Origin of the sequence: Candidatus Methylomicrobium oryzae (genome assembly GCF_016745425.1) — a bacterium.
Lineage (GTDB): Bacteria > Pseudomonadota > Gammaproteobacteria > Methylococcales > Methylomonadaceae > Methylomicrobium > Methylomicrobium oryzae.
Genome location: NZ_JAERVK010000001.1, coordinates 163208 through 184362, shown reverse-complemented (window position 1 = coordinate 184362; position 21155 = coordinate 163208). Strand labels below are relative to the sequence as shown.

The window sequence follows — 21155 nt, the reverse complement described above, 5'->3', positions numbered from 1 at the left end:
ATCGCCAAAACCGCAACGCTGGCCATCGTCTTCGGAGACACCCCGCTCCTGGTTGACTGAAGGTTTCGAGGGCAGGTCTCCTGGCTTTCGGGTCGCCGTCTCGGTTCGGCCTTCCCGGACTCGCGTCCAGTGGCACGGGTTGAACCTCGACTCGCCGATTACAGTTGCGGGGGCAGCTCCGGCTTGCCGACAGTGAGGATGTCATTCATTCCCAAACCATCGACCGGATTCCCTTTTAATCCCCTTCGGGGGGAACCGTCTTGGCGATGCAGTGTAGATTCGTCAAGGTGATCTGTCAAGGCCGAAATACTATATAAGCGGTTTATACCTTGAAATTTGCACAATATATAGCATCCCCAATCGGCACGACCACTCCTACCCAACGAGCGATTTCGGTCGGCATGGCTTACGGCGTTACAGCAAGTAGATAATAATACATACGCATTGTACACACACAGGAGGTAATGACATGACCACCTTGACCACCCGCATCTTCAAAAACGGCAACAGCCCTATCTAATCAAAAACAAACCGCCTTCCATAGCTGAACGTATCAACAATCTGTCCAAGAATAGCGCGCTGTGCATGTCGTTTGTCACCTATGCCGAGTTGCTGGAAGGCGCCGGGCGTAGCCAGCGCAAGGAAAAGATCTTGGGACAATTGGAACAATTGTTGAGAATCGTGCCGGTCGAATATGTAGTTGACGGTGCTTTATGCCGGCACTATGCAATTAGGCAATTAAAGATTAATACTGGAAACGGCTGCAAGCCGTATTTCGTCACATCAACAAAAATCGCTTGAAAATTAAAGTTTCATACTGAAAACGTGGTTTCGTTGCATACCCGATCAACCACAGGTGTTTATGTCGTTGATTTTGCGATGGTATGAAACATTATTGCCTAGCCAGTATGAGACTTTATTACCCGGTATGATTCTTTATTGCCTTCCTACAAACCGCCGCCCTTTTTCTCCAATCGCATGGCGTCGGTACCTCGCATTCGGTGCGAATTTACAAAACCTTATGGTGAGCAGGCAATCGAGAAAGTGCGCGAAAATCCCTATCGCTTGGCATTAGATATTCACGGCATCGGCTTTAAGATGGCTGATATGCTGGCTCATCAGAAGTTGGGCATCGGCCCGCAATCCCTTCGCGGCCACGCGGGGCTCTGAAGCTTTCACCTGTGCTCGCTCAGGATGACGGAACACCCAAGGCGGTATGGCGTTCTGCTGGAATCACAGACCGGAGCTGCTGCCTTTGACTAACCGTTCGGCGGCGAAGTATTCCGCCCTAGGATGGTATCCGTCAGGCAGGATTGGGGACATCGTAGGGCCAATTGATCGCGAAGGATTTCAGCGATCCGCAAGGCGCCAGGACCTGTTGCATCGCGGTCGGCGAAGATCAAGTACAGAGTCGACCAGCGTTCCGACCCCTCCTCCAGCGGGAGCGGTTTTAACTTTCCGGTGTCGAGTTCCAGACGGATGAGATCCTCAGCATACCAAGCATAACCTAACCCTAGGCAAGCGGCACGAATCGAGGTAGCCTGCTGGCCCACGGTCCAGCGCTGCTCATTGAGCCAGCTGACTGTGCGCGTTCGCTCACGGCCAGTGTCACGAACCACCAGATGCCTGTGCTGACGCAAATCCGCCATCGTAAGCGGCCGTCTCAACTGATGTAGTGGATGGTCAGGGTGGGCGCTGGCGATGAAGCGCACTCGTATGAGTGGATCGCCGACAAATCCCGCCGGCACCGTCGGACCGATACCCAGTTCGACAAGGCCCTCCTGCAACGCTTCATCGGTGCCACTCAGCACCGTCTCGATAAGCTCGATGCGCGTTTCGGGATGTTCATCGGAAAAGCGCGCCAAGGCTTCCAACAACAGCCAAGTGGGGAAAATGGTGTCCACGGCCAGTCGCAATTCTGGCTCCCAACCTGCCGCCAGGCTGGCCGCCACGTGTTCCAGACGCACGGCTTCCTCCATGAGTGTCTTTCCTCGTCGATACAACACTTGACCGACGCTGGTCAGCACTGCCTTTCGGCCCTGTATTTCGAAGACTTTAATGCCCAGCGACTGTTCCAGTTTATGCACCGCATAAGTCATCGTGGATTGGCTCTTGTGGAGTTGGTCAGCAGCCTGCGCATAGCCGCCCGCATCCACAACTGACACAAGCGCTCGCCACTGGTCCAGCGAAATTTTATGGTTTGAGGTCATATTGATCGATGAATTCGATAGGTATGAGCGAATTTTCGCGCTTTTCAATACTGAAAATCAATAGTTTAATACAATCTCCGATGTTTGAAGGAGACACTTACACTTTATGAAGAGCAGACAACAAGGAAGTCAAACGTCATACCTGAAAGATATTTTAATACCCCATTATTTTTATAGAGATTAAATCATGTCATTGAAGAAAGTATTTATCGCATTCGCTCTGTTTTTCGCCATGCTGGGCTTTTCCGGCGCAACTTTCGCCGAAGCCAAAGTTAACGTGTCTGACACGTTGAAAGAAGTCGATGCCAAAATCCAAATCGCTTTAGAGGCCGTTCCTGCAGGCAATGCACAACAACTGGCTACTTTAATCAAAGACGCTAACGAAAAAGCTAAAGAACTGGACGCCAACTACAAATTTGACTTTGAACGCACCAAAGTGCAACAACTCCTGAAAAAAGCTCGCGATGCCGCGAAAAAATCGGATTTTCCAGGTGCTGCGCAAGAATTGAAAGCAGCTCGCGAAGGATTTGCCAATCTGAAATCTTTCCTTAACTGACACAAGGGCTCGCCACTGATCCAGCGAAATTTTATGGTTTGAGGTCATATTGATCGATGAATTCGATAGGTATGAGCGAATTTTCGCGCTTTTCAATCCTGATAATTAATAGTTTAATGCAATCCCCGATGTTTGAAGGAGACGCTTACACTTTATGTGGTGGTCACTCCGTCGGTTACCTCCTCATTAGCCGTTTGATCAGCCATTTGAATGGGTGACACCGTAGCAGTCGAAGTCGATCCTTCTCAGGACTTTTTGATTATAACTTCACTTCGGGATAAAGGGATCGGTCTCGGAATCTTTGATTCTGAGATCAAAACCATCCAGCCTCTCTACTTCTGGTCGAGGGGCTTTTTTTTGTTTCCGTAATCAAACATTGCATAAATGAAATGAATATTTTCCAATTGAACTTCAGCGAGGCTACCTAATTTGAGCTTGAATAGTTACCAGACCGTCAACCGAGAACAGCTAGCCAAAGATATTAAACAGCTGTATCTGCAAGCGCAGGCCGACATGGGACCGGAAGATTTTCGCCATATGAAGCGGATGGAGCGCTGGGGCCAAGCCTGTTCATTGTTGGGGTATGCGACCGCATGGATAGCTCCCAATCTCGTGTCCGCGCTGCTGATCAGTCAGGGTAGTTTTACCCGTTGGACTCAAGTTGCGCATCCGATCCAGCATCGCGGTTACGACAAAATCGACAGCGCCAGTGCGCGTTACCAAAGCAAAGGCTTCGCTAAAGGCTGCCGCCGTTTTCTGGATTGGCCGGACTGGATGACGCCGGCGGGTTGGCACCACGAACACGACGTCCTGCATCACTACCGCCTTGGCGAGACGGCCGATCCCAACAATGCCCAGCACAACATGGAATGGCTGCGACAGTCGAAATTACCGATGTGGTTACGCTACGCGATCGTGGCATTTTTCTCGGGCGTTTGGAAGCTTAGCTATTACACCCCACGCACCCACAAAGAATTACGCCTTAACGAATATCGGCACCAGCATCAGCCCGCACCCACGATGACCCGCATCGACGCCTGGAGTTTATTTACTCCCCAGGGCCGAGGCTTGTGGTTAAAAAGCATTCTGCCCTATGTCGCTTACCGCTTTGTATTGCTGCCGGCGCTATTTCTGCCATTAGGAAGTGTTGCCGTGACCAGTGTGTTATTGAATTCCGTATTGGCGGAAATTTTGACCAACATCCACAGCTTTGTGGTGATGATTCCCAACCATGCCGGCGATGATGTGATGAGCTTCGATGAAAAGGCGCACAGCAAGGGCGAGTTTTACCTGCGCCAAATACTCGGCTCGGTCAACTATCCGACCGGCTCCAATGCCAACGACTTCCTCTATGGTTGGCTGAACTACCAGATCGAACATCATCTATGGCCGGATTTGCCACTCAGCCAGTATCAGAAGTTGCAACCGCAGGCTAAGGCCCTCTGCGAGAAGCACAGTATTCCGTATTGCCAGGATTCGTTATTCAAAAGGCTGCGCAAAGCCGTCGACATTATGGTAGGTAAAACCTCAATGTTGAAACCGGCGGAGGCGGGGGCTTGGAACTGCGATATTTCAAGCCCGCGTAGCTCCGATTAGCGATAGCGTAATCGGAGTGATTTTGACTTCAAATTGGGCGATTACTTCGTTAATCGCCCCTACATCTTCTATGACGGCTTTCAGTTTAGTACCAGCCAATAGACATTAGCTCTCGACCGGCAACAACGGGTCGTTAAATACCGAGCAGATGTTCGAATTACCAATGACCGCTGTCAGATGATTGCCGACGCTCGGCCAAATTAACCGTAAAAAACCACGCGCCTCGCCGATATTGAAAACGTCGATATTTTAATTTATATGATTCTTTTCTCGATTGATGCGGTTCGTGTCTCACCGCATCCTACCGGGCTGCTAAATCAAACCCTGCAAAATCTTTTGAAATCAACTCAAGAGGGCGCAGAAAAATCGAAGCCTGCATAGCCCTGATGGATTCGTATTTAACGATGTGCTTCGACTTCCACTGCCGTTGCGGCATGCTCCACCAGCCAACGCAAATACTCCAACCCGACATCTTCATGCCGGCAGGCCAAGTACATGGTTTTGCCGATGGGCAGACCGGCGAAGCGTAAGCCGGTCAGTCCGAGTTTGGCGTGCTTGTCGGCCAACAGCCATTCCGGCAGCAGGCAGACGCCGCGGCCGGCGGCGGCCAATTGCAGCATGATATCGGTTTCCTCGACCGTGATGTGAGCGGCGGGCTCGATGCCGGCGGGTTGCAGTACCTTGCGGAACATGTCCAGACGGTCGCGCGCCACCGGGTAGGTCAGCACGGTTTCGCCGCGCAAATCGGCCGGTGTTATTTCGCCGCGCTGAGCTAGCGGATGGCCGTCGGCGACGATCAACACCAACTCGAAATCGAACAGCGGCTGGTAACTCAGCAAACCGTTATCGACCGGATCGGAAGTTAACACCGCATCCAGTTTGTATTGGCGGATGGCCTCGAACGACTCGAAGCGGTAGCGCGAGGTAACTTCCACGGTCAGTTTCGGCCAGGCCCGCAAGTAAGGTTGCAGGATGTTGCGAAACCACTCGTAGCAGGCATGGCATTCGATGCCTAGGGTCAACTTGCCGGTTTGACCTGCGGCCAGTTGGGAGAGTTGGCGTTCGGCGGAATCGACCGTCGCGATGACCGATTCGGCGACCTCCGATAGATAACGCCCTGCCTGGCTGAGTACCAGCGAGCGCCCCTGTTTGTACCAGAGCGTCACGCCCAGGCGTTGCTCCAGGTTTTTGATTTGATGCGACAGCGCCGATTGGGTCAGATTCAGGGTATCGGCCGCCGCGCACAGCGTGCCGTGGCGTTTCAGCGCCAGGAGTATGCGCAAGTGTATCAACTCCATATCGATGAATAAGCCTCATGAATAGATGAGAAATCATCGATTATCTTCATTAATAACTCTGATTACAATACCTTCATGTGTAAAACATTCAACAAAAGGTATTTATTCATGACAAAAATTCACAATTTAGGCTTTCCGCGCATTGGCGCGATGCGCGAGCTGAAGTTCGCTTTGGAAGCTTACTGGCAAGGCCAATCCTCGCGCGACGAACTGAAGGCGCTCGGCAAGCAATTGCGCCGGCACCACTGGCAGATGCAATCCGGACTGGATTGGGTGCCGGTCGGCGACTTCGCCTTTTACGACCAGGTGCTGGACATGAGCTTCACGCTGGGCAATCTGCCCGAACGCGTGCAAAATTTCCATGGCGACGCGCTGGACAACTACTTCCGCGTAGCCCGCGGCCGTTCGGCGCAGCCCGCGAACGAACCCGCTCGGTGCTGCGGCGAAGTAGCCGCCGGCGAAATGACCAAGTGGTTCGATACCAACTACCATTACATCGTGCCCGAGTTCACCGCGGCCACCGAATTCAAGCTCGACGCCTCCCGCCTGCTGGAGCAACTGGCGGAAGCCAAGGCGCAGGGAATCGCCGCCAAGCCGGTCATTATCGGCCCGGTGACCTACCTGTGGCTGGGCAAGGCCAAGGACGATTCCGACAAGCTCGCGCTGCTGCCCAAACTGCTGCCGGTCTATGCGGAACTGCTGGAAACCTTAGCGGCAGAAGGCGTCGAATGGGTACAAATCGACGAACCGATTCTCGTCACCGAACTGGAAGCGGCCTGGCAAAACGCGTTCAATACGGCTTACCAGCACTTGCAGGCCTGCCCCATCAAACTGCTGCTGGCCACCTATTTCGGCCAACTGGCGGAAAACCGGCAACTCGCCGCTAGCCTGCCGGTGGCCGGCCTGCACGTGGACGCCATCAACGGCCGCGATGACGTCGAGCCGCTAATCGAGCAGCTGCCGGCGGATAAGGTCTTGTCGCTTGGGGTCATCAATGGCCGCAACATCTGGAAAGCCGACCTCAACGCCGCGCTCGACTGGATCGAACCGCTGGCTCGGCGCCTGGGCGGGCGCTTGTGGCTCGCGCCGTCGTGCTCGTTGCTGCACGTGCCGGTCGACTTGGACAGCGAGCAGCAACTCGACGCCGAAACCAAACCCTGGCTCGCCTTCGCCAAACAAAAGCTCGATGAGCTGCGCGTGTTGGGCGTTGCCCTGAACCGGGGGCGCGATGCGGTCAAAGCCGAACTGGAAGCCAACCGCGCAGCTATCGAAGCGAGGCGCAATTCACCGCGCGTAAACAATCCTAAGGTCAAGGCCGCGCTGGCAGGCATCACTCCGCAACTGGCGCAGCGCAACAGCCCCTATGCCCAACGCGCGGTCAAGCAGGCCGCATTGTTGAAATTGCCCAAGTTCCCCACGACCACTATCGGTTCTTTCCCGCAAACCGCGGAAATTCGCCAGGCGCGCAGCAACTTCAAGTCCGGAAAATTGGATGAAGCCGGTTACAAAACCGCCATGCAGGCCGAGATTGCCCGCTGCGTGGGCGAACAGGAGGCGTTGGGCTTAGACGTATTCGTCCACGGCGAAGCCGAGCGCAACGACATGGTGGAATATTTCGGCGAGCAGCTCGACGGCTACGCGTTCAGCCGGTTCGGCTGGGTGCAGTCCTACGGTTCGCGCTGCGTCAAGCCGCCCATCCTGTTCGGCGACATCAGCCGTCCGCAGGCGATGACCGTCGACTGGATCAAATACGCCCAGTCGCTGACCGACAAACCGATGAAAGCCATGTTGACCGGCCCCGTGACCGTCCTAAACTGGTCGTTCGTCCGCGACGACCAGCCCCGCTCAGTCACCTGCAAGCAACTGGCATTGGCCATCCGCGCGGAAACGCTGGATCTGGAAAGTGCCGGTATCGGCATAATACAAATCGACGAGGCGGCCCTGCGCGAAGGGCTGCCGCTGCGCAAGTCGCAATGGCGGGAATACCTGGACTGGGCGGTGGAATCGTTCCGCATCGCCGCCAACGGCGTTTCGGACGAGACCCAAATCCACACCCACATGTGCTATTCCGAGTTCAACGACATCATCGCCGCGATCGCCGGCATGGACGCCGATGTCATCACCATCGAAACTTCACGCTCCGACATGGAGTTGCTGGACGCCTTCGACCACTTCAAATACCCGAACGAGATCGGTCCCGGCGTGTACGACATCCATTCGCCCAATATCCCGAGCGAACAGCACATCGTTGCGTTGATGCGCAAAGCCGCCGAACGGATCCCCGCCGAACGGCTGTGGGTCAACCCGGACTGCGGTTTAAAAACCCGCCAGTGGAATGAGGTGATACCGGCGCTGGCCCACATGGTGGCCGCCGCCAAAACCTTGCGCACCCTGGCGGGCTGAGCCGCGTCGTTTCCGCTGTCAACCGCCCCGGCCTATTGCCGGGGCTTTCCGAGGATGCGTTTTATTCGGCTTTTCCTTGACCGATTCGTAAAAAAACTAACAACACACGCTGTCCGTGATGAACATCTCGTTCGAAATCGTACCCAGAACGTGGGAAGCCTTTGAAAAACAATATGCTTTTGTTCAAAGCCTGGGCAGAGGCATCAACATCGTTAACGTGCCCGATATTCAGCGTTTCGATATTCGCAGCTGGGAACTTGCGGCACGCATCGACCGGCGGAAACACCGCTTTATTCCGCATTTTCGAGCCATTGATTTTAAAATTGAAAGCGGAGAACTGTATCGGATCATCGAGCAATACGAACTCGAAGACGTGTTGCTGGTCACCGGCGATCCGCCTGAAGGTTTGAAACGCACTTACTGCAATACCGACGTGGTAGACCTGATCCGGGCGGTACGCCGCCGTTTTCCGAAACTGAATATCTATGCCGGATTCGACCCTCACCGGCAGGGCTTGCAAAACGAGTGCGACTATATTCAACGCAAGGCGGATGCGGGTGCGAATAGCTTTTTTTCGCAACCCTTCTACGATGATCGTCTGATCGAGATTTTTGCCGAACACATGGACGGTTTGGAAACCTATATCGGCATCAGTCCGGTGATTACGGAAGCCTCGCAGAATTATTGGGAAGTGAAAAATCACGTTAAATTCCCGAAAAATTTCCGCCCCGAATACGGCTGGAACGTCGACTTCGCCAATAACGTCATAGCCTTGGCGGCTGAAAAGGGTTGGAACGTTTACTTCATGCCCATCCGGGTGGATTTAAATCAATATTTTGAACGTATCAACCTCTTCAAAGAGTGATAAATGCCAAATTACGAGGGAGGCCGGAGGCCCTGCACGATCTGCCCGAATTTTTCGGAAAAGCCCGGCGGCGCCCGGACCTAAGCCACCATGAGCTGCGCATTTTCGCCGAAATTGCCGGCGCCTCACATCGATGTCGCCGCCATCGTCCGCCGCGCCGAGGCTTACCGGAGCGAAGGCGCGGACGTCACCGATTTGAGGTGTTTGCCGTCGACCCCGTTTCCGCATTTGGCCGATGCCATCAAGGCTCTAAGGAGCGAGTTCGTAAACCGGAGTCTTCAAACAGCCACTCAAGTGTTCTGAATCACGATATTCGGAAACCGCGTGCTGAAATCCTTTGCCTTCAACGCCAGTTTCGCCGCCATTTTGCGCGCGATCTCCCGGTAAATCGCGGCCGCGCGGCTGTCCGGTTCGGCCACGACGGTCGGCCGGCCGGAATCGGCAAACTGACGGATGTGGATGTCCAGCGGCAAGGCGCCCAGAAAATCGACATGGTTGGTTTCGGCCATCAGGGCGCCGCCGCCTTCACCGAAAATCGCCTCCGCATGCCCGCACTGGCTACAGATATGCACGCTCATGTTTTCGACGATGCCCAGTACCGGCACGTTGACCTTCTCGAACATGCCGAGTCCGCGCTGCGCATCGATCAAAGCGATGTCCTGCGGGGTGGTCACGATCACCGCGCCGCTGACCGGAATCTGCTGCGCCAGCGTCAATTGGATGTCGCCGGTGCCGGGCGGCAGGTCGACGATCAGGTAATCCAGCTTGTCCCAGGCCGTATCGCGCAATAACTGCTGCAGCGCATTCGTCGCCATCGGCCCGCGCCAGATCATCGGCTGGCCGGCATCGATCAGGTAGCCGATCGACATCGTTTGAATCCCGAAGGAAATCTTCGGCTGCATCGTCTTGTTGTCGTGGCTGACCGGATAGCCGGATACGCCCAGCATCGTCGGAATGCTGGGGCCGTAGATGTCGGCGTCGAGAATCCCGACATTCGCACCTTCCGCGGCCAGCGCCAGCGCCAAATTGACGGCCGTCGTCGATTTGCCGACCCCGCCCTTGCCGGAGGCCACCGCAATGATGTTCTTGATCTGGCTGTGCGGCTTCAGAGTTTGCTGCACCTGGTGCGCGATGATCTTCACGCCGGCTTCGACGGTGATCTTGCCGATGCCGGGCATCGCCTTCAGATGCGCCTCGACCGACGCTTTCAGTTCCGGCAGATAGGTTTTGGCGGGATAGCCGAGTTCCAGTCTGACTTCTATATCCGCGCCGTCGATCGCAATCGATTTGACCGACTTGGCGGCGACCAGATCCAGTCCGTGATTCGGATCAATAACACTTCTCAAGCGGTTTTCGACATCAACCTTTTCGATGCTAGCCATTTTTTCGTTCCGGATAATGAATGAAGAAGTCGAGACAATTTCCAGGCAATAACCTATTAAATTACTCGGAATATAACCCATTTTACAACACTTCCGACATACGCCGCCATATTCGAAAGATGCGCGTGAATTGTGCGATAATACCAGACTTGTTTGTCTTCGTATTCACCTGTGATTGACCATGTCGGATAGAAAAATACTCGTCACCAGCGCTCTGCCTTACGCCAACGGCCCGATTCATCTCGGACATCTGGTCGAATATATCCAGACCGACATCTGGGTGCGGTTCCAGAAGCAGCGCGGCGAGCAATGCTGCTATGTCTGCGCGGACGACACCCACGGCACGCCGATCATGTTGCGTGCGGACAAGGAAGGCATTTCGCCGGAAGATTTGATCGCGCGGGTCGGTAAGGAACATCTGGCCGATTTCACCGAATTCGGCGTCGCCTTCGACAGCTACCACAGCACCCATTCCGAGGAAAACCGGACATTTTCCGCATTGATTTACCAGCGCCTGAAGGAAGCCGGCCATATCCGCTCGCGCACGATCACCCAGGCTTACGATCCGGTCAAAAACATGTTCCTGCCGGACCGCTTCATCAAGGGCGAATGCCCGAAATGCGGCACGCCCGACCAGTACGGCGACAACTGCGAGGCCTGCGGCGCGACCTATTCGCCGACCGAACTGAAAAACGCGGTCTCGGCGATATCCGGCGCCAAGCCGATCGAAAAGGATTCGGTCCACTACTTCTTCAATCTGAACGATTTCGAAGGGATGCTGAGCGACTGGGTCAACGACGGCGACCACCTCCAGCCGGAAGTCCGCAACAAAATGGCCGAATGGATCGAAGGCGGCCTCCAGCAATGGGATATTTCGCGCGATGCGCCGTATTTCGGCTTCGAAATCCCGGATGCGCCCGGCAAATATTTCTATGTCTGGCTCGATGCCCCGATCGGCTACATGGCCAGCTTTAAAAACCTGTGCAACAACCGGGGCATCGATTTCGACGAATTCTGGGCCGAAGACAGCGATGCCGAGCTGTACCATTTCATCGGCAAAGACATCATCTATTTCCACGCCCTGTTCTGGCCGGCGATGTTGCACGGTGCCAAGTTCAGAACGCCCAGCGCGATCTTCGCGCACGGCTTTTTGACCGTGAACGGCGAAAAGATGTCCAAATCGCGCGGCACCTTTATTACCGCGCGTACCTACCTGGACCACCTGAATCCGGAATACCTGCGCTACTATTTCGCCGCGAAACTCAGCGCCGGCGTCGACGACATTGATCTAAACTTTGACGATTTCACCCAGCGCGTAAATTCAGACCTGGTCGGCAAGGTCGTCAATATCGCCAGCCGCTGTGCCGGTTTCATCGCCAAACGTTTCGACGGCAAACTGGCCGCGCAATGCGCGGAGTCCGGCTTGTGGCAGGACTTCATCGACGCGAACGAGACGATCGCGCAGCATTACGAAACCCGCGAATTCGGCAAGGCGATGCGCGAAATCATGGCGCTTGCGGACAAGGCCAACCAGTACATCGACGAAAAGAAACCCTGGGTAATCGCGAAAGAAGAAGGCAAAGACGAAGAACTGCACGCGGTCTGCTCGATGGGCGTAAACCTGTTCCGCCTGCTTGCCGCCTACTTGCGCCCGGTACTGCCTTCGCTCGCGGCCAATGCCGAGGAGTTCCTGAACATCGGCCCGCAACCTTGGCCGAATCTGGCAGGTCCCTTGCTGGACCATGCGATCAATCCGTTCAAGCCGCTGATGACTCGCGTCGAAGCGGACAAGATCGCCGCAATCGTCGAGGCCTCGAGAGAAAATCTCGAAAAAACCCCAAGCCATCCGAAAGCCAAGACCTGCGAGCCGATCGCGGAAGCCATCGCTTATGACGAGTTCGCGAAGGTCGACCTGCGCATCGCGAAAATCGTTAAAGCCGAGCATGTCGAAGGCTCGGACAAACTGCTGCAACTGACCGTCGACATCGGCGACGAGACCCGCAATATCTTCGCCGGCATCAAATCGGCCTATGCGCCGACGGACCTGGAAGGCAAACTGACCGTTGTGGTTGCAAACCTAGCGCCGCGCAAGATGCGCTTCGGCGTTTCGGAAGGCATGGTTCTGGCCGCGGGGCCGGGCGGCAAGGATTTGTGGGTGTTGAGCCCGGATGCGGGCGCACAGCCGGGCATGCGGGTAAAATAATAAAAAGCCCGCCATACCGGCGGCCCTAGGGGAAAAGCCGATTGCCGGTATGGGGGCTTAACTCGGTACAGCCTTTAAGGCTGCAAATAACTGTCGAAAGCCTGCAACGGCCCGTCTTCGGCGGTACGGCCGTTGCGGCCGACCGCCGGCACCTGGAGAAAACTGTCCCCAGCCAGTCCTGATCCCGGCGGATTCTCCCCATCTTCGTGCCCGTGCGGAACCTGAAGCGCGGGATGGTCGAACGGGGCGCGTTCCCAGCGCACACGTTCGTCGGTCAGAGTCTTCAGAAAGGCCACCAGATCGGACTTATCCTGCGCCGACATGCCCTGGAAAAACACCAGGGTCGTCGAATGGCGCGGATTAGTCAGATTTCCCCCGCGATTATAAAATTCGACGACCTCTTCCAGCGATTTCATTCCGCCATTGTGCATGTACGGCCCAGTCAGTTCCACATTACGCAGCGTCGGAATTTTAAACGCGGCACCGACCCCGTCGGAAAGCCGGCCTTGACCGGATTTTGCCAGTTCCTCGGCAACGATTTCAGGGGTAGGAATTTTGGCTTGTTTTTTTCCAGGCCCCTTGCAAACGCTTTTACCCAGTTTATCATTGATCAACTGGCCCGATAGATAATCCTCCGTAAACGGATCAACCATGTCGCAAGTGGCTACAATGACCGGATCGAGCATTTTTTTGGCATTGCCGGCGAGAACGTCGATGAATTGTTTAGTGAACGACAGCGGATTGCCGAACGGGTCAGTCCCGCCCAGTCCGATGTCGTAAGCAGTCGGCGCAACGCTGGTAATGGCGAAACCGATATCGAACAAACTGCTGTCGGTACCGAAACCGCCGGCTTGCTCGCCCAGCACGTCGCGGTTCACCAGCTTGAGATATTTGGGTTTCTTGGCGGTGTTCGAGAAAATCTGCGGGCTTGCCGCCGACGAAAACGTCGGGCCGGAATGGCAATTGTTGCAATGGGCGTCATTGAACACTTGAAAGCCGCGTTGCTGCGCCTCCGTAAATCCGGCCGGGAAACCGGTGTCGTCGTCGACCTGCTGGTCGAACAACGCATCGTCGGAAATCAAGGTATTCTCGTATTGTTGGATAGCTAAGCCAAAGAACATCGCAAAATTAACTTCCATTTGCGAATAAAATTGCCCCGAATCCTTCACCAGCTCGATGGCAGCGGCACTCCTCCAATATTTCTTGTTAAACGCCTTTTTGATCAATTCGTCGTAGGTTAACGTCAAACCGGTACCGGACGGGTCGCGCAGACCGGCAAGCACGCTGTCTTCGGGATGCACGGCTTGCGACTCCAAGGCCCTGCGCTGCAACAATTTTCGGCCGATGTCGGCAAAGCTGCGCCCCTTGCATGACATTTCCACCATATCTACAGGAGGACCGACGGCCTGGGATGCCAGCGAGGCGTTTTCCAGCGCCAGCGACACCGCTTTAACCGATTGCTTGCCTTTCGCAAGCCAAATTTTGGCGCCGGTATCCCGCAATCCGAACGGCGATTGGCCATTGAATACGTTGTTGGCGCGGCCGTCCCAAAAATTGCGGAAGTTAAAAGCGGCGTTGATCACCGTCGGCGCGTTGCGCTTGGTGGCCTGGCGGGTATTCAGACTCCCCGCATGGAAGACCTCGCTCAACTCGGAATCGCATTGATCGTTATTAATGCCCGCATTAATGCCCGTCGCATTGACCGCCACAAATTGCTGCAGTGGCTCTCCAGAAGAACCGACCACGTCGTCGGTCGATGCCGTCAACGTGGCGATGTCGTTCACATCGGCAAAGCGGAAAAACGGAAAATCGCCGGCTTTCAATTCATAGTTCGGCCCGGCGGCATTGCCCGACGACAATTCGAAAGTTTTCGCGGTACTGTCGGCATTGGCGGTGTGCGCCTGGCCGGGATTCAACTGGTTGATATGGCGAATATCCGCTCCGGCATGAAAATGGCATGAAGCACATGCGGTTCCGCTGCTGCCGACGTTTCCATCCCAAAACAGGGCCTTGCCGAGCTGCACGGCGGCCTGTTGATCGACGACGATTGCCGATTTCCCAACCAATTTAGGCGTCTCCGGGACTTTAAAGCCTTTCAGCACTTGATCGGATAGAGCGCCGTGGGCAAGTACGGCATCGGCTATGGTCCATAGCAGAATTAAAGCATAACCACGTGGAACAATATCGGATAAAACTTTTTGGATGAAACAGGACATGATTATTCAAAAAATAAAAAAGGAGGAGACCTCTCGGCCGCCTCCCTGTGGCGAGGTAATACCTTCGTACAATCCGATTACGGGATACTGACTTCTACATGGACAGTATGCGCAGCCGCGGGGCCGGCGCCGTTGGAACCCGGGCCGGCACCGTAGGCCGTCGAATCGATATCCGGATTGATCGCCCCAACAACGAATTGATACCAGCCGTTTTCAGGAGGGGTAAAGGTAATCGCCAGCTTTCCTGGAACACCGTCCATCACCCGGTACAACTGAGACTGGTCGTACTCAGCCGGCAAGGCGTCCGGCAGGAGCGTATTTTCATCGGTGTCGGTCATTCCGTCACGGTCAAACCCGTTGGTAATAAACTTCATGATGATATTGCCGACCTTGACCGGGTTGTTCTCGGCATCGGTGGCTTCGGCGTTCGGCTCGTAAATATCGCCGAATTGCTTGTACGCGTGGCCGTTCATATAAGGAAGCATCTTTGGATTTTTGGCTCCCGCCCGGTACCATACCGTGATTGCGGGGTGCAACCCGCTCACTTCCGTAGTCAGAGCGACAGTAACCGGCTTGCCTTTCTTCAGCTTGACGAATCCCCAGTTCGAGTGATGGGTCCAGCCCAGATAGCCCATACTGAGGTTGTACCAAGAATAGGCGCGGACAGCCATGTCCGTTGAAGCATTGTCTTTGTCAAAGAAAAACGTGCCGGTAGTATTTAGAGCTGTAGCCGCTTGAAGGTGGTTGGCGAAAAACAGGCCTGCAGCCACCAAAACCCCTTTTTTGATTGATCTCATTAATTTCTCCAAAAATTGTCAATGTAGGCGCATTCGCTTTTACAGAGCAGCAAAACAAGTGCTTCCATCGCACTTCTGGCACGAACTACACAGTACCAGCCCGGGTATTTCATAACCGACTGCCACTGAAACCAATACCAAACTTTTAAATTTATTGTTGTATTTCATGGTTATCCCTAAAAACGAATTAAACCGGTACCGCGCAGTTCCAGGATGCGTCGGCGCCTGAACCGGGAATTGCGAAAGCCGAAGTCAGCCACGACGCCTAAAACAGCATCATGCAGGGATACATTAAGCAGATATTATGCCATTATAATTTTCTAATGTTTTCAACCACATAATTCATAAGGAATATTGAAAATGTGTTATTTCACATAGGCTACTGTGTGAAATGGCTCACCATGAGCATGAGTCGATAGCACTGACCTTGGAATGCCCAGAGAATTTCAATACTTAGCTTTGCTCTAGGTTAGTTGACTCCCCAGAACCGCACGAGTAATATGGTTGACTCTGACAAAGAAGTTAAATGATTGATTTAGGGAGGAAGTTATGAAATCACTGCGCTTTACGGTTTTACCGATCCTTTTACTGTCTTTTTCATTTTCTGCCGGGGCGGTCAACCTAACAGGAACATGGACAGGCAAGTTCAGATGCTCCGGGTTCGACGGAGCAAACTTTTCCTTTGTGCAGCCTAACCGGGACCAGCCATCCCAAAGCCTGAAAATCAGCCAGCCCCAGAACGGAAACCGTTTATCCGCTCAATGGTTCGATGGTGAAGCTTTGGCGTCCACTTTCACCGGTTTCGTCATCGATAGTATTACCAAGCCGGCCACCCGGGGCCACGCCGCAATCGCCGACTGCGGGACAAAGGCGGATATTACTTCCGGTGTTTCCGAGATAGCCGACCTGAACGCGACCGTAAACCCAAACAGAGGCACCGGCTCGTTGACCGGCGTGTCCATCTACACCGATCAGACCAACGACCCCAACGCTCCCGAGGACAGACCCGAGGTCACGCGCTGCCAATGGATTTTCAGGTTGGCTGATACCGCCGATCCCGGCATTCCTGCGAACTGCCCGTCACAGTAGCGCGCTCACAATCCTTTAAAATGAAAAAGGGCGGAATCTTTTCCGCCCTTTATTTGAGAAAACAGCAAATACTGCCTTTTATCGCAGGCTGTCGGTCACATGAGGCTCGATCAGCTTGTACATGATCTGATGCATTTTCGGATTGCCGGCAATTAGGTTGCCGTTTTCGAGATAGCCGTCGTTGAACGAAAAATCGGTCACCACGCCGCCGGCTTCCTTGATCAGCAATACCCCGGCCGCCATATCCCATTCCATCAGCCCGATTTCCCAGAAGCCGTCCAGGCGTCCGGCGGCGACATAGGCGAGGTCGAGCGCCGCGGAGCCGGCCCGGCGAATGCCGGCGGAGTCGGTCGTCATCGCTTTGAACATCCCGACGTAGGCGTCCAGATGCCGGTCGGTCTTGAACGGAAAACCGGTGCCGATCAGCGCGCCTTTCATCGCGCTTTGTTTGGTCACGCGAATCCGCCGATTGTTCAGCATCGCGCCGCCGCCGCGTTTGGCGGTAAACAGTTCGTCGCGCAGCGGATCGTAGATCACCGCCACTTCGAGCCGGCCTTTGTGTTTCAGCGCAATCGAAACTGCGAACTGCGGAAAACCGTGCAGAAAATTGGTCGTGCCGTCCAGCGGGTCGATCACCCAGACGAAATCGTTGCCCTGGTGCGCGCCGCTTTCTTCGGCCAGGATCGCATGATCGGGATAGGCCGTGCGGATGATGTTGATGATTTCGCGTTCCGCCTTGCGGTCGACTTCGCTGGCATAGTCGTTTCTACCTTTTTGATCGACTTGAAGATGACCGATGGCGTCGGTCGAGCGCAAGATCAGGTCGCCCGCGCTTCGGGCGGCACGGACGGCAATGTTGAGCATCGGTTGCATAAGTGGAATTGAAAATGAGCGGATAAATCGTTATAGGATACCAAAACTTTTGATAAACTTGAGCGTTTTTTGAAGACGAGGCATCGCGTTGCTGTCCCATATCCATATCGTTCTGGTCGGAACCACGCACCCCGGCAATATCGGCGCAGTTGCACGGGCGATGAAAAACATGCAGATGGCCAGCCTCAGGCTGGTCGCGCCGAAAATTTTCCCGAGCGCGGACGCGACCTCGCGTGCGTCAGGGGCGGACGACATCCTGTCCCGGGCAAAGGTCTGCGAGACCCTGCGCGAAGCGATCGCGGACTGCCAGGTCGTGTTCGGCGCCAGCGCGCGTTCGCGCACGATCAGCTGGCCGGAATTGACGCCCCGGCAGTGCGCCGACGAAATCGTCAACCAGCATCCGGACGAACAGATCGCGATCGTATTCGGCCGCGAGCATTCGGGGCTGACCAACGAAGAACTCGACATGTGCCGCCATCTGCTGCACATTCCCTGCAATCCCAACTTCAGCTCGCTGAACCTGGCCGCTGCGGTGCAGGTCGTCTGCTATGAACTGTTCGTCGCGGCCGGGGGCAACGAACGCAAGGCGATCGGCGACCGGGGCGAATGTCCCTTGGCGACCGCGGAACAGATGGAATCCTTTTACGATCATCTTCACGAGACGCTGGTCGATATCGACTTCACTCAGCCCGGCAAATCCGAATCGATCATGCGGCGGCTGCGCCGAATTTATAATCGGATCGAACTCGACACCAAGGAAGTCGATATTTTGCGGGGCATTCTGAGAATGTCGCAAGGTCATAAAAAAAGCCGGAAACAATAAATCACCAAAGTACATGAACGCCATTATCGACAGAGTCAAAGAAGACATCGCCTGCGTTTTCGAACGCGATCCGGCCGCGCAGTCGGTCTGGGAAGTGATCACCGCTTACCCCGGCTTTCATGCGGTACTGATTCACCGGGTCAGCCATCGCTGCTGGACAGCCGGCTACCGCTGGCTGGCGCGTTTCATCTCGCATATCGGCCGCTGGTTGACCGGGATCGAAATTCACCCGGGCGCCCGGATCGGCCGGCGTTTTTTCATCGATCACGGGATGGGCGTGGTGATCGGCGAAACGGCCGTGATCGGCGACGACTGCACGCTCTATCACGGCGTCACGCTCGGCGGCACCTCCTGGAAGAAGGGCAAACGCCACCCTACCCTGCACGACGGGGTGGTCGTCGGCGCCGGCGCGAAAATCCTGGGCCCGATCGACATCGGCGAAGGCGCCCGGGTCGGGTCGAATTCGGTCGTCCTGAAGCCGGTGCCGGCCGGTGCGACAGTCGTCGGGATTCCGGGTCATCTGATCGACCCGAACGTCAAAAAAGAAAAGGCGGAGCGGGAGGCGATCGCCTACCGGATGGGCTTCGACCCCTATGGAGCGAAGGCCGACATGCCCGACCCGGTCGCAAACGCGATCAACCGGATGCTCGATCACATCCACGCGATGGACAAGCAGCTCGAAACCATGAAGAAGGCGCTCGACGAAGCCGGCATCCATTACCCCGAGCCGCCGCCGATTCCAAGGCTGGAGGGATGCGAAATCGAGGACAGCTACCAGAACGAACCCAAGCACGATTAACGCCAAAAAAACTAGGGTTATAAATGTTGACTAATTTAATCGGTTAAGATTAAAATCGGCCCACGTTAATCTTTCTGAAGGATGATGTTGTGCGCTTGACTACCAAAGGCCGCTATGCGGTAACCGCGATGCTCGATCTGGCTTTTCACAGCCAGAAAGCGCCTGTGACGCTGACCGACATCGCGACTCGACAAACCATTTCCCTCTCTTATCTCGAACAACTGTTTGCCCGCCTGCGCCGCGCCGGCATGGTCAAAGGCGTCCGCGGCCCCGGCGGCGGCTATACCCTGGCTAATAAAGCCAGTACGATCAATATCGCCGACATCATCGCGGCGGTCGACGAACAGATCGACACGACCAAATGCGGCGGCGAAGGGAATTGCCAGAACCACAAGGCCTGCCTGACACATGACTTATGGATGGGGCTCAGCGAACAGATTCGCGGCTATCTGAAAGGGATTACCCTGGCCGACCTGTTGGAAAAGCATCAAGTGCAGGAAATCGCAAGGCGGCAGGAACAGGACGCCCAACGCGTGATCGAACTTCATCTGCAAACGGGAATCAGCGCCTATCCTAAATGATCTATCTGGATCATAACGCGACCACCCCGGTCGATCCCCGGGTGCTGGAAGCGATGCTACCCTACCTGAAAAGCTTTTACGGAAATGCCTCGGGACTGTACAAGCTCGGCCGCCTCTCGCGAACCGCAGTCGATACGGCCCGCCATCAGATCGCCGAACTGGTCGGCGTGGCGGCAAGTCAGGTCATTTTCACCAGCGGCGGCACCGAAGCAAATAATCTGGCGCTGACCAGCCTCGAACCTGCAGCCGGCCTCGCCGTCTCGGCGATCGAACATCCGTCCATTCTCGAACCGGCCGAACGCTTGCATCGGCAAGGCCATCCCTTGTCCATTCTCGGCGTCGACTCTGACGGCCTAATCCGGCAAGATACCCTCGACGAAATCATCCGCGCTGAAAAACCGGCGCTGGTTTCGCTCATGCTCGCGAATAACGAAACCGGCGTGATTCAGGACATCGCGCGCCATGCCGAACCCTTGCGGTCCCAAAATATTTTACTGCACACCGATGCGGTACAGGCGGCCGGCAAGATTCCGGTCGATTTCAAGGCACTGGGCGTTCAAATGCTGTCCCTGTCCAGCCATAAGCTTTACGGCCCGAAAGGCGCCGGTGCATTGATTTTCGAGAAAGGCGCCAGACTCTCGCCGCTGCTGCTGGGCGGCGGGCAGGAACAAAATTACCGCTCCGGAACCGAAAACGTGGCCGCGATTGTCGGCTTCGGGAAAGCGGCGGAACTAGCGAAGGCCGAACTTGCCCAACGCAGCGAACGGCTAGCCGGCTTGAAAATCCAACTGGAAGCCGGGCTTCGGTCGATTTCGGGGCTATGTATTTTTTCCGAAAACGCGCCCCGCTTGCCGAACACGGTACAGTTCGGGCTGCCGGATGTCGACGGCGAAATGCTGCTAATGAAGCTCGACCGGCACGGCATCGCGGTTTCCAGCGGCTCCGCCTGCGCGAGCGGCGGCAAGGAACCCAGCTACGTACTGACCGCGATGGGCATCGATCCGGCACTGGCGCGCAGCGCGATCCGGATCAGCTTGGGAAGCTCCAACACGCCGGAGCAAATAACCCGATTTATCGAAATATTGAAAACCCTGGTCAGCCAGGAAGGATAAAAAACGCATGGCAATCATACTCACCGAAAAAGCGGCTTCACAGATCAAAAAACAGCTCGAAAAACGCGGCAAGGGCATCGGACTGAAGCTCGGCGTCAAAAAATCAGGCTGCTCGGGCTATGCCTATGCCCTCGAATACGCCGACCAGCTTCAGGAGGATGAAACGGTCTTCGAGGAACACGGGGTCAAACTGATTGTAAAGCAGGAGGATTTGCCCTATATCGACGGCATGGAACTCGATTACCGCCGCGAAGGCATCAATGAAGCGTTCCGGTTCAACAACCCCAACGTGAAAGCGACCTGCGGCTGCGGAGAGAGCTTCAGCGTATAAAGCTCCTACCAATTTTTTCCT

At 55.2% G+C, this 21155-nt stretch carries 20 protein-coding genes and 1 riboswitch; of the genes, 14 read left to right on the top strand and 6 right to left on the bottom strand.

All coding sequences use genetic code 11. The features are described from left to right. Nucleotides 1-53 precede the first annotated feature (53 nt). A riboswitch (cobalamin riboswitch) is annotated at nt 54-275 on the bottom strand. Nucleotides 276-585: 310 nt separating this feature from the next. Together JJL52_RS00950 and JJL52_RS00945 are read left to right on the top strand one after the other, a co-directional pair. Beyond that, complete coding sequence (locus JJL52_RS00950; protein ID WP_202050508.1) at nt 586-801, top strand: PIN domain-containing protein; 216 nt, start codon at nt 586-588, stop codon at nt 799-801. Nucleotides 802-978: 177 nt separating this feature from the next. Then, nucleotides 979-1170, top strand: a complete 192-nt coding sequence (locus tag JJL52_RS00945; protein WP_236993963.1) for a helix-hairpin-helix domain-containing protein — start codon at nt 979-981, stop codon at nt 1168-1170. A gap of 89 nt (nt 1171-1259) precedes the next feature. On the opposite strand, the gene JJL52_RS00940 is transcribed toward JJL52_RS00945, so the two are convergent. Further along, nucleotides 1260-2258 (bottom strand): LysR family transcriptional regulator, encoded by a 999-nt coding sequence (locus JJL52_RS00940; RefSeq protein ID WP_236993962.1) that lies wholly within the window; start codon nt 2256-2258, stop codon nt 1260-1262. Nucleotides 2259-2397: 139 nt separating this feature from the next. On the opposite strand from JJL52_RS00940, the gene JJL52_RS00935 reads away from it, so the two are divergent. Beyond that, nucleotides 2398-2766 carry a hypothetical protein gene (locus JJL52_RS00935; RefSeq protein ID WP_202050507.1) on the top strand — a complete coding sequence of 123 codons (369 nt, stop codon included), beginning with the start codon at nt 2398-2400 and terminating at the stop codon, nt 2764-2766. A gap of 429 nt (nt 2767-3195) precedes the next feature. Then, on the top strand, nt 3196-4362 hold the full coding sequence (locus JJL52_RS00930; protein ID WP_202050506.1) for a fatty acid desaturase family protein: 1167 nt from the start codon (nt 3196-3198) through the stop codon (nt 4360-4362). Between the two features lie 398 nt (nt 4363-4760). Here JJL52_RS00930 and JJL52_RS00925 read toward each other — a convergent pair whose 3' ends face one another. Beyond that, nucleotides 4761-5645, bottom strand: a complete 885-nt coding sequence (locus JJL52_RS00925) for a LysR family transcriptional regulator (protein WP_236993961.1) — start codon at nt 5643-5645, stop codon at nt 4761-4763. A gap of 123 nt (nt 5646-5768) precedes the next feature. Between JJL52_RS00925 and metE the strand changes: the two genes are divergently transcribed. The 3 genes from metE (at nt 5769) to JJL52_RS00910 (ending at nt 9231) form a co-directional block, all read left to right on the top strand. Continuing rightward, nucleotides 5769-8063: a 5-methyltetrahydropteroyltriglutamate--homocysteine S-methyltransferase gene (gene metE / locus JJL52_RS00920; RefSeq protein ID WP_202050504.1), complete on the top strand. Its 2295-nt coding sequence runs from the start codon at nt 5769-5771 to the stop codon at nt 8061-8063. A 118-nt stretch (nt 8064-8181) separates the two neighbouring features. Further along, a complete protein-coding gene (locus tag JJL52_RS00915) occupies nt 8182-8928 on the top strand; it encodes a methylenetetrahydrofolate reductase (RefSeq protein ID WP_202050503.1) in 747 nt (248 codons plus the stop codon). Between the two features lie 90 nt (nt 8929-9018). Beyond that, nucleotides 9019-9231, top strand: a complete 213-nt coding sequence (locus JJL52_RS00910; protein WP_236993960.1) for a hypothetical protein — start codon at nt 9019-9021, stop codon at nt 9229-9231. Here the strand turns inward: JJL52_RS00910 and apbC are convergent. Next, nucleotides 9219-10310 (bottom strand): iron-sulfur cluster carrier protein ApbC, encoded by a 1092-nt coding sequence (gene apbC, locus JJL52_RS00905; RefSeq protein WP_202050502.1) that lies wholly within the window; start codon nt 10308-10310, stop codon nt 9219-9221. The genes JJL52_RS00910 and apbC overlap by 13 nt on opposite strands. A 181-nt stretch (nt 10311-10491) precedes the next feature. On the opposite strand from apbC, the gene metG reads away from it, so the two are divergent. Then, nucleotides 10492-12513, top strand: coding sequence for a methionine--tRNA ligase (gene metG, locus JJL52_RS00900; RefSeq protein WP_202050501.1), 2022 nt, complete (start codon nt 10492-10494; stop codon nt 12511-12513). Nucleotides 12514-12587: 74 nt separating this feature from the next. On the opposite strand, the gene JJL52_RS00895 is transcribed toward metG, so the two are convergent. Together JJL52_RS00895 and corA are read right to left on the bottom strand one after the other, a co-directional pair. Then, nucleotides 12588-14729 carry a cytochrome-c peroxidase gene (locus JJL52_RS00895; RefSeq protein WP_202050500.1) on the bottom strand — a complete coding sequence of 714 codons (2142 nt, stop codon included), beginning with the start codon at nt 14727-14729 and terminating at the stop codon, nt 12588-12590. A 77-nt stretch (nt 14730-14806) separates the two neighbouring features. After that, a complete protein-coding gene (gene corA / locus JJL52_RS00890; RefSeq protein ID WP_202050499.1) occupies nt 14807-15526 on the bottom strand; it encodes a copper(I)-binding protein CorA in 720 nt (239 codons plus the stop codon). Between the two features lie 549 nt (nt 15527-16075). Here corA and JJL52_RS00885 point away from each other — a divergent pair. After that, the gene (locus JJL52_RS00885) at nt 16076-16615 is read left to right on the top strand and encodes a hypothetical protein (RefSeq protein ID WP_202050498.1); all 540 of its coding nucleotides are present in this window, start codon (nt 16076-16078) and stop codon (nt 16613-16615) included. A 78-nt stretch (nt 16616-16693) separates the two neighbouring features. Here JJL52_RS00885 and JJL52_RS00880 read toward each other — a convergent pair whose 3' ends face one another. Then, entirely contained in the window at nt 16694-17488 is a 795-nt protein-coding gene (locus JJL52_RS00880) for an inositol monophosphatase family protein (protein ID WP_202050497.1), read from the bottom strand. An 88-nt stretch (nt 17489-17576) separates the two neighbouring features. On the opposite strand from JJL52_RS00880, the gene JJL52_RS00875 reads away from it, so the two are divergent. The 5 genes from JJL52_RS00875 (at nt 17577) to JJL52_RS00855 (ending at nt 21134) form a co-directional block, all read left to right on the top strand. Continuing rightward, on the top strand, nt 17577-18311 hold the full coding sequence (locus tag JJL52_RS00875) for an RNA methyltransferase (protein WP_202050496.1): 735 nt from the start codon (nt 17577-17579) through the stop codon (nt 18309-18311). Between the two features lie 13 nt (nt 18312-18324). Next, complete coding sequence (cysE, locus tag JJL52_RS00870; protein WP_236993959.1) at nt 18325-19110, top strand: serine O-acetyltransferase; 786 nt, start codon at nt 18325-18327, stop codon at nt 19108-19110. 89 nt (nt 19111-19199) lie between these two features. Next, nucleotides 19200-19691: a Fe-S cluster assembly transcriptional regulator IscR gene (gene iscR / locus JJL52_RS00865; RefSeq protein WP_202050495.1), complete on the top strand. Its 492-nt coding sequence runs from the start codon at nt 19200-19202 to the stop codon at nt 19689-19691. Beyond that, complete coding sequence (locus JJL52_RS00860) at nt 19688-20803, top strand: cysteine desulfurase family protein (protein ID WP_202050494.1); 1116 nt, start codon at nt 19688-19690, stop codon at nt 20801-20803. The genes iscR and JJL52_RS00860 overlap by 4 nt, the downstream gene beginning before the upstream one ends. 7 nt (nt 20804-20810) lie before the next feature. After that, nucleotides 20811-21134, top strand: coding sequence for a HesB/IscA family protein (locus JJL52_RS00855; RefSeq protein ID WP_202050493.1), 324 nt, complete (start codon nt 20811-20813; stop codon nt 21132-21134). Nucleotides 21135-21155: the final 21 nt, after the last annotated feature.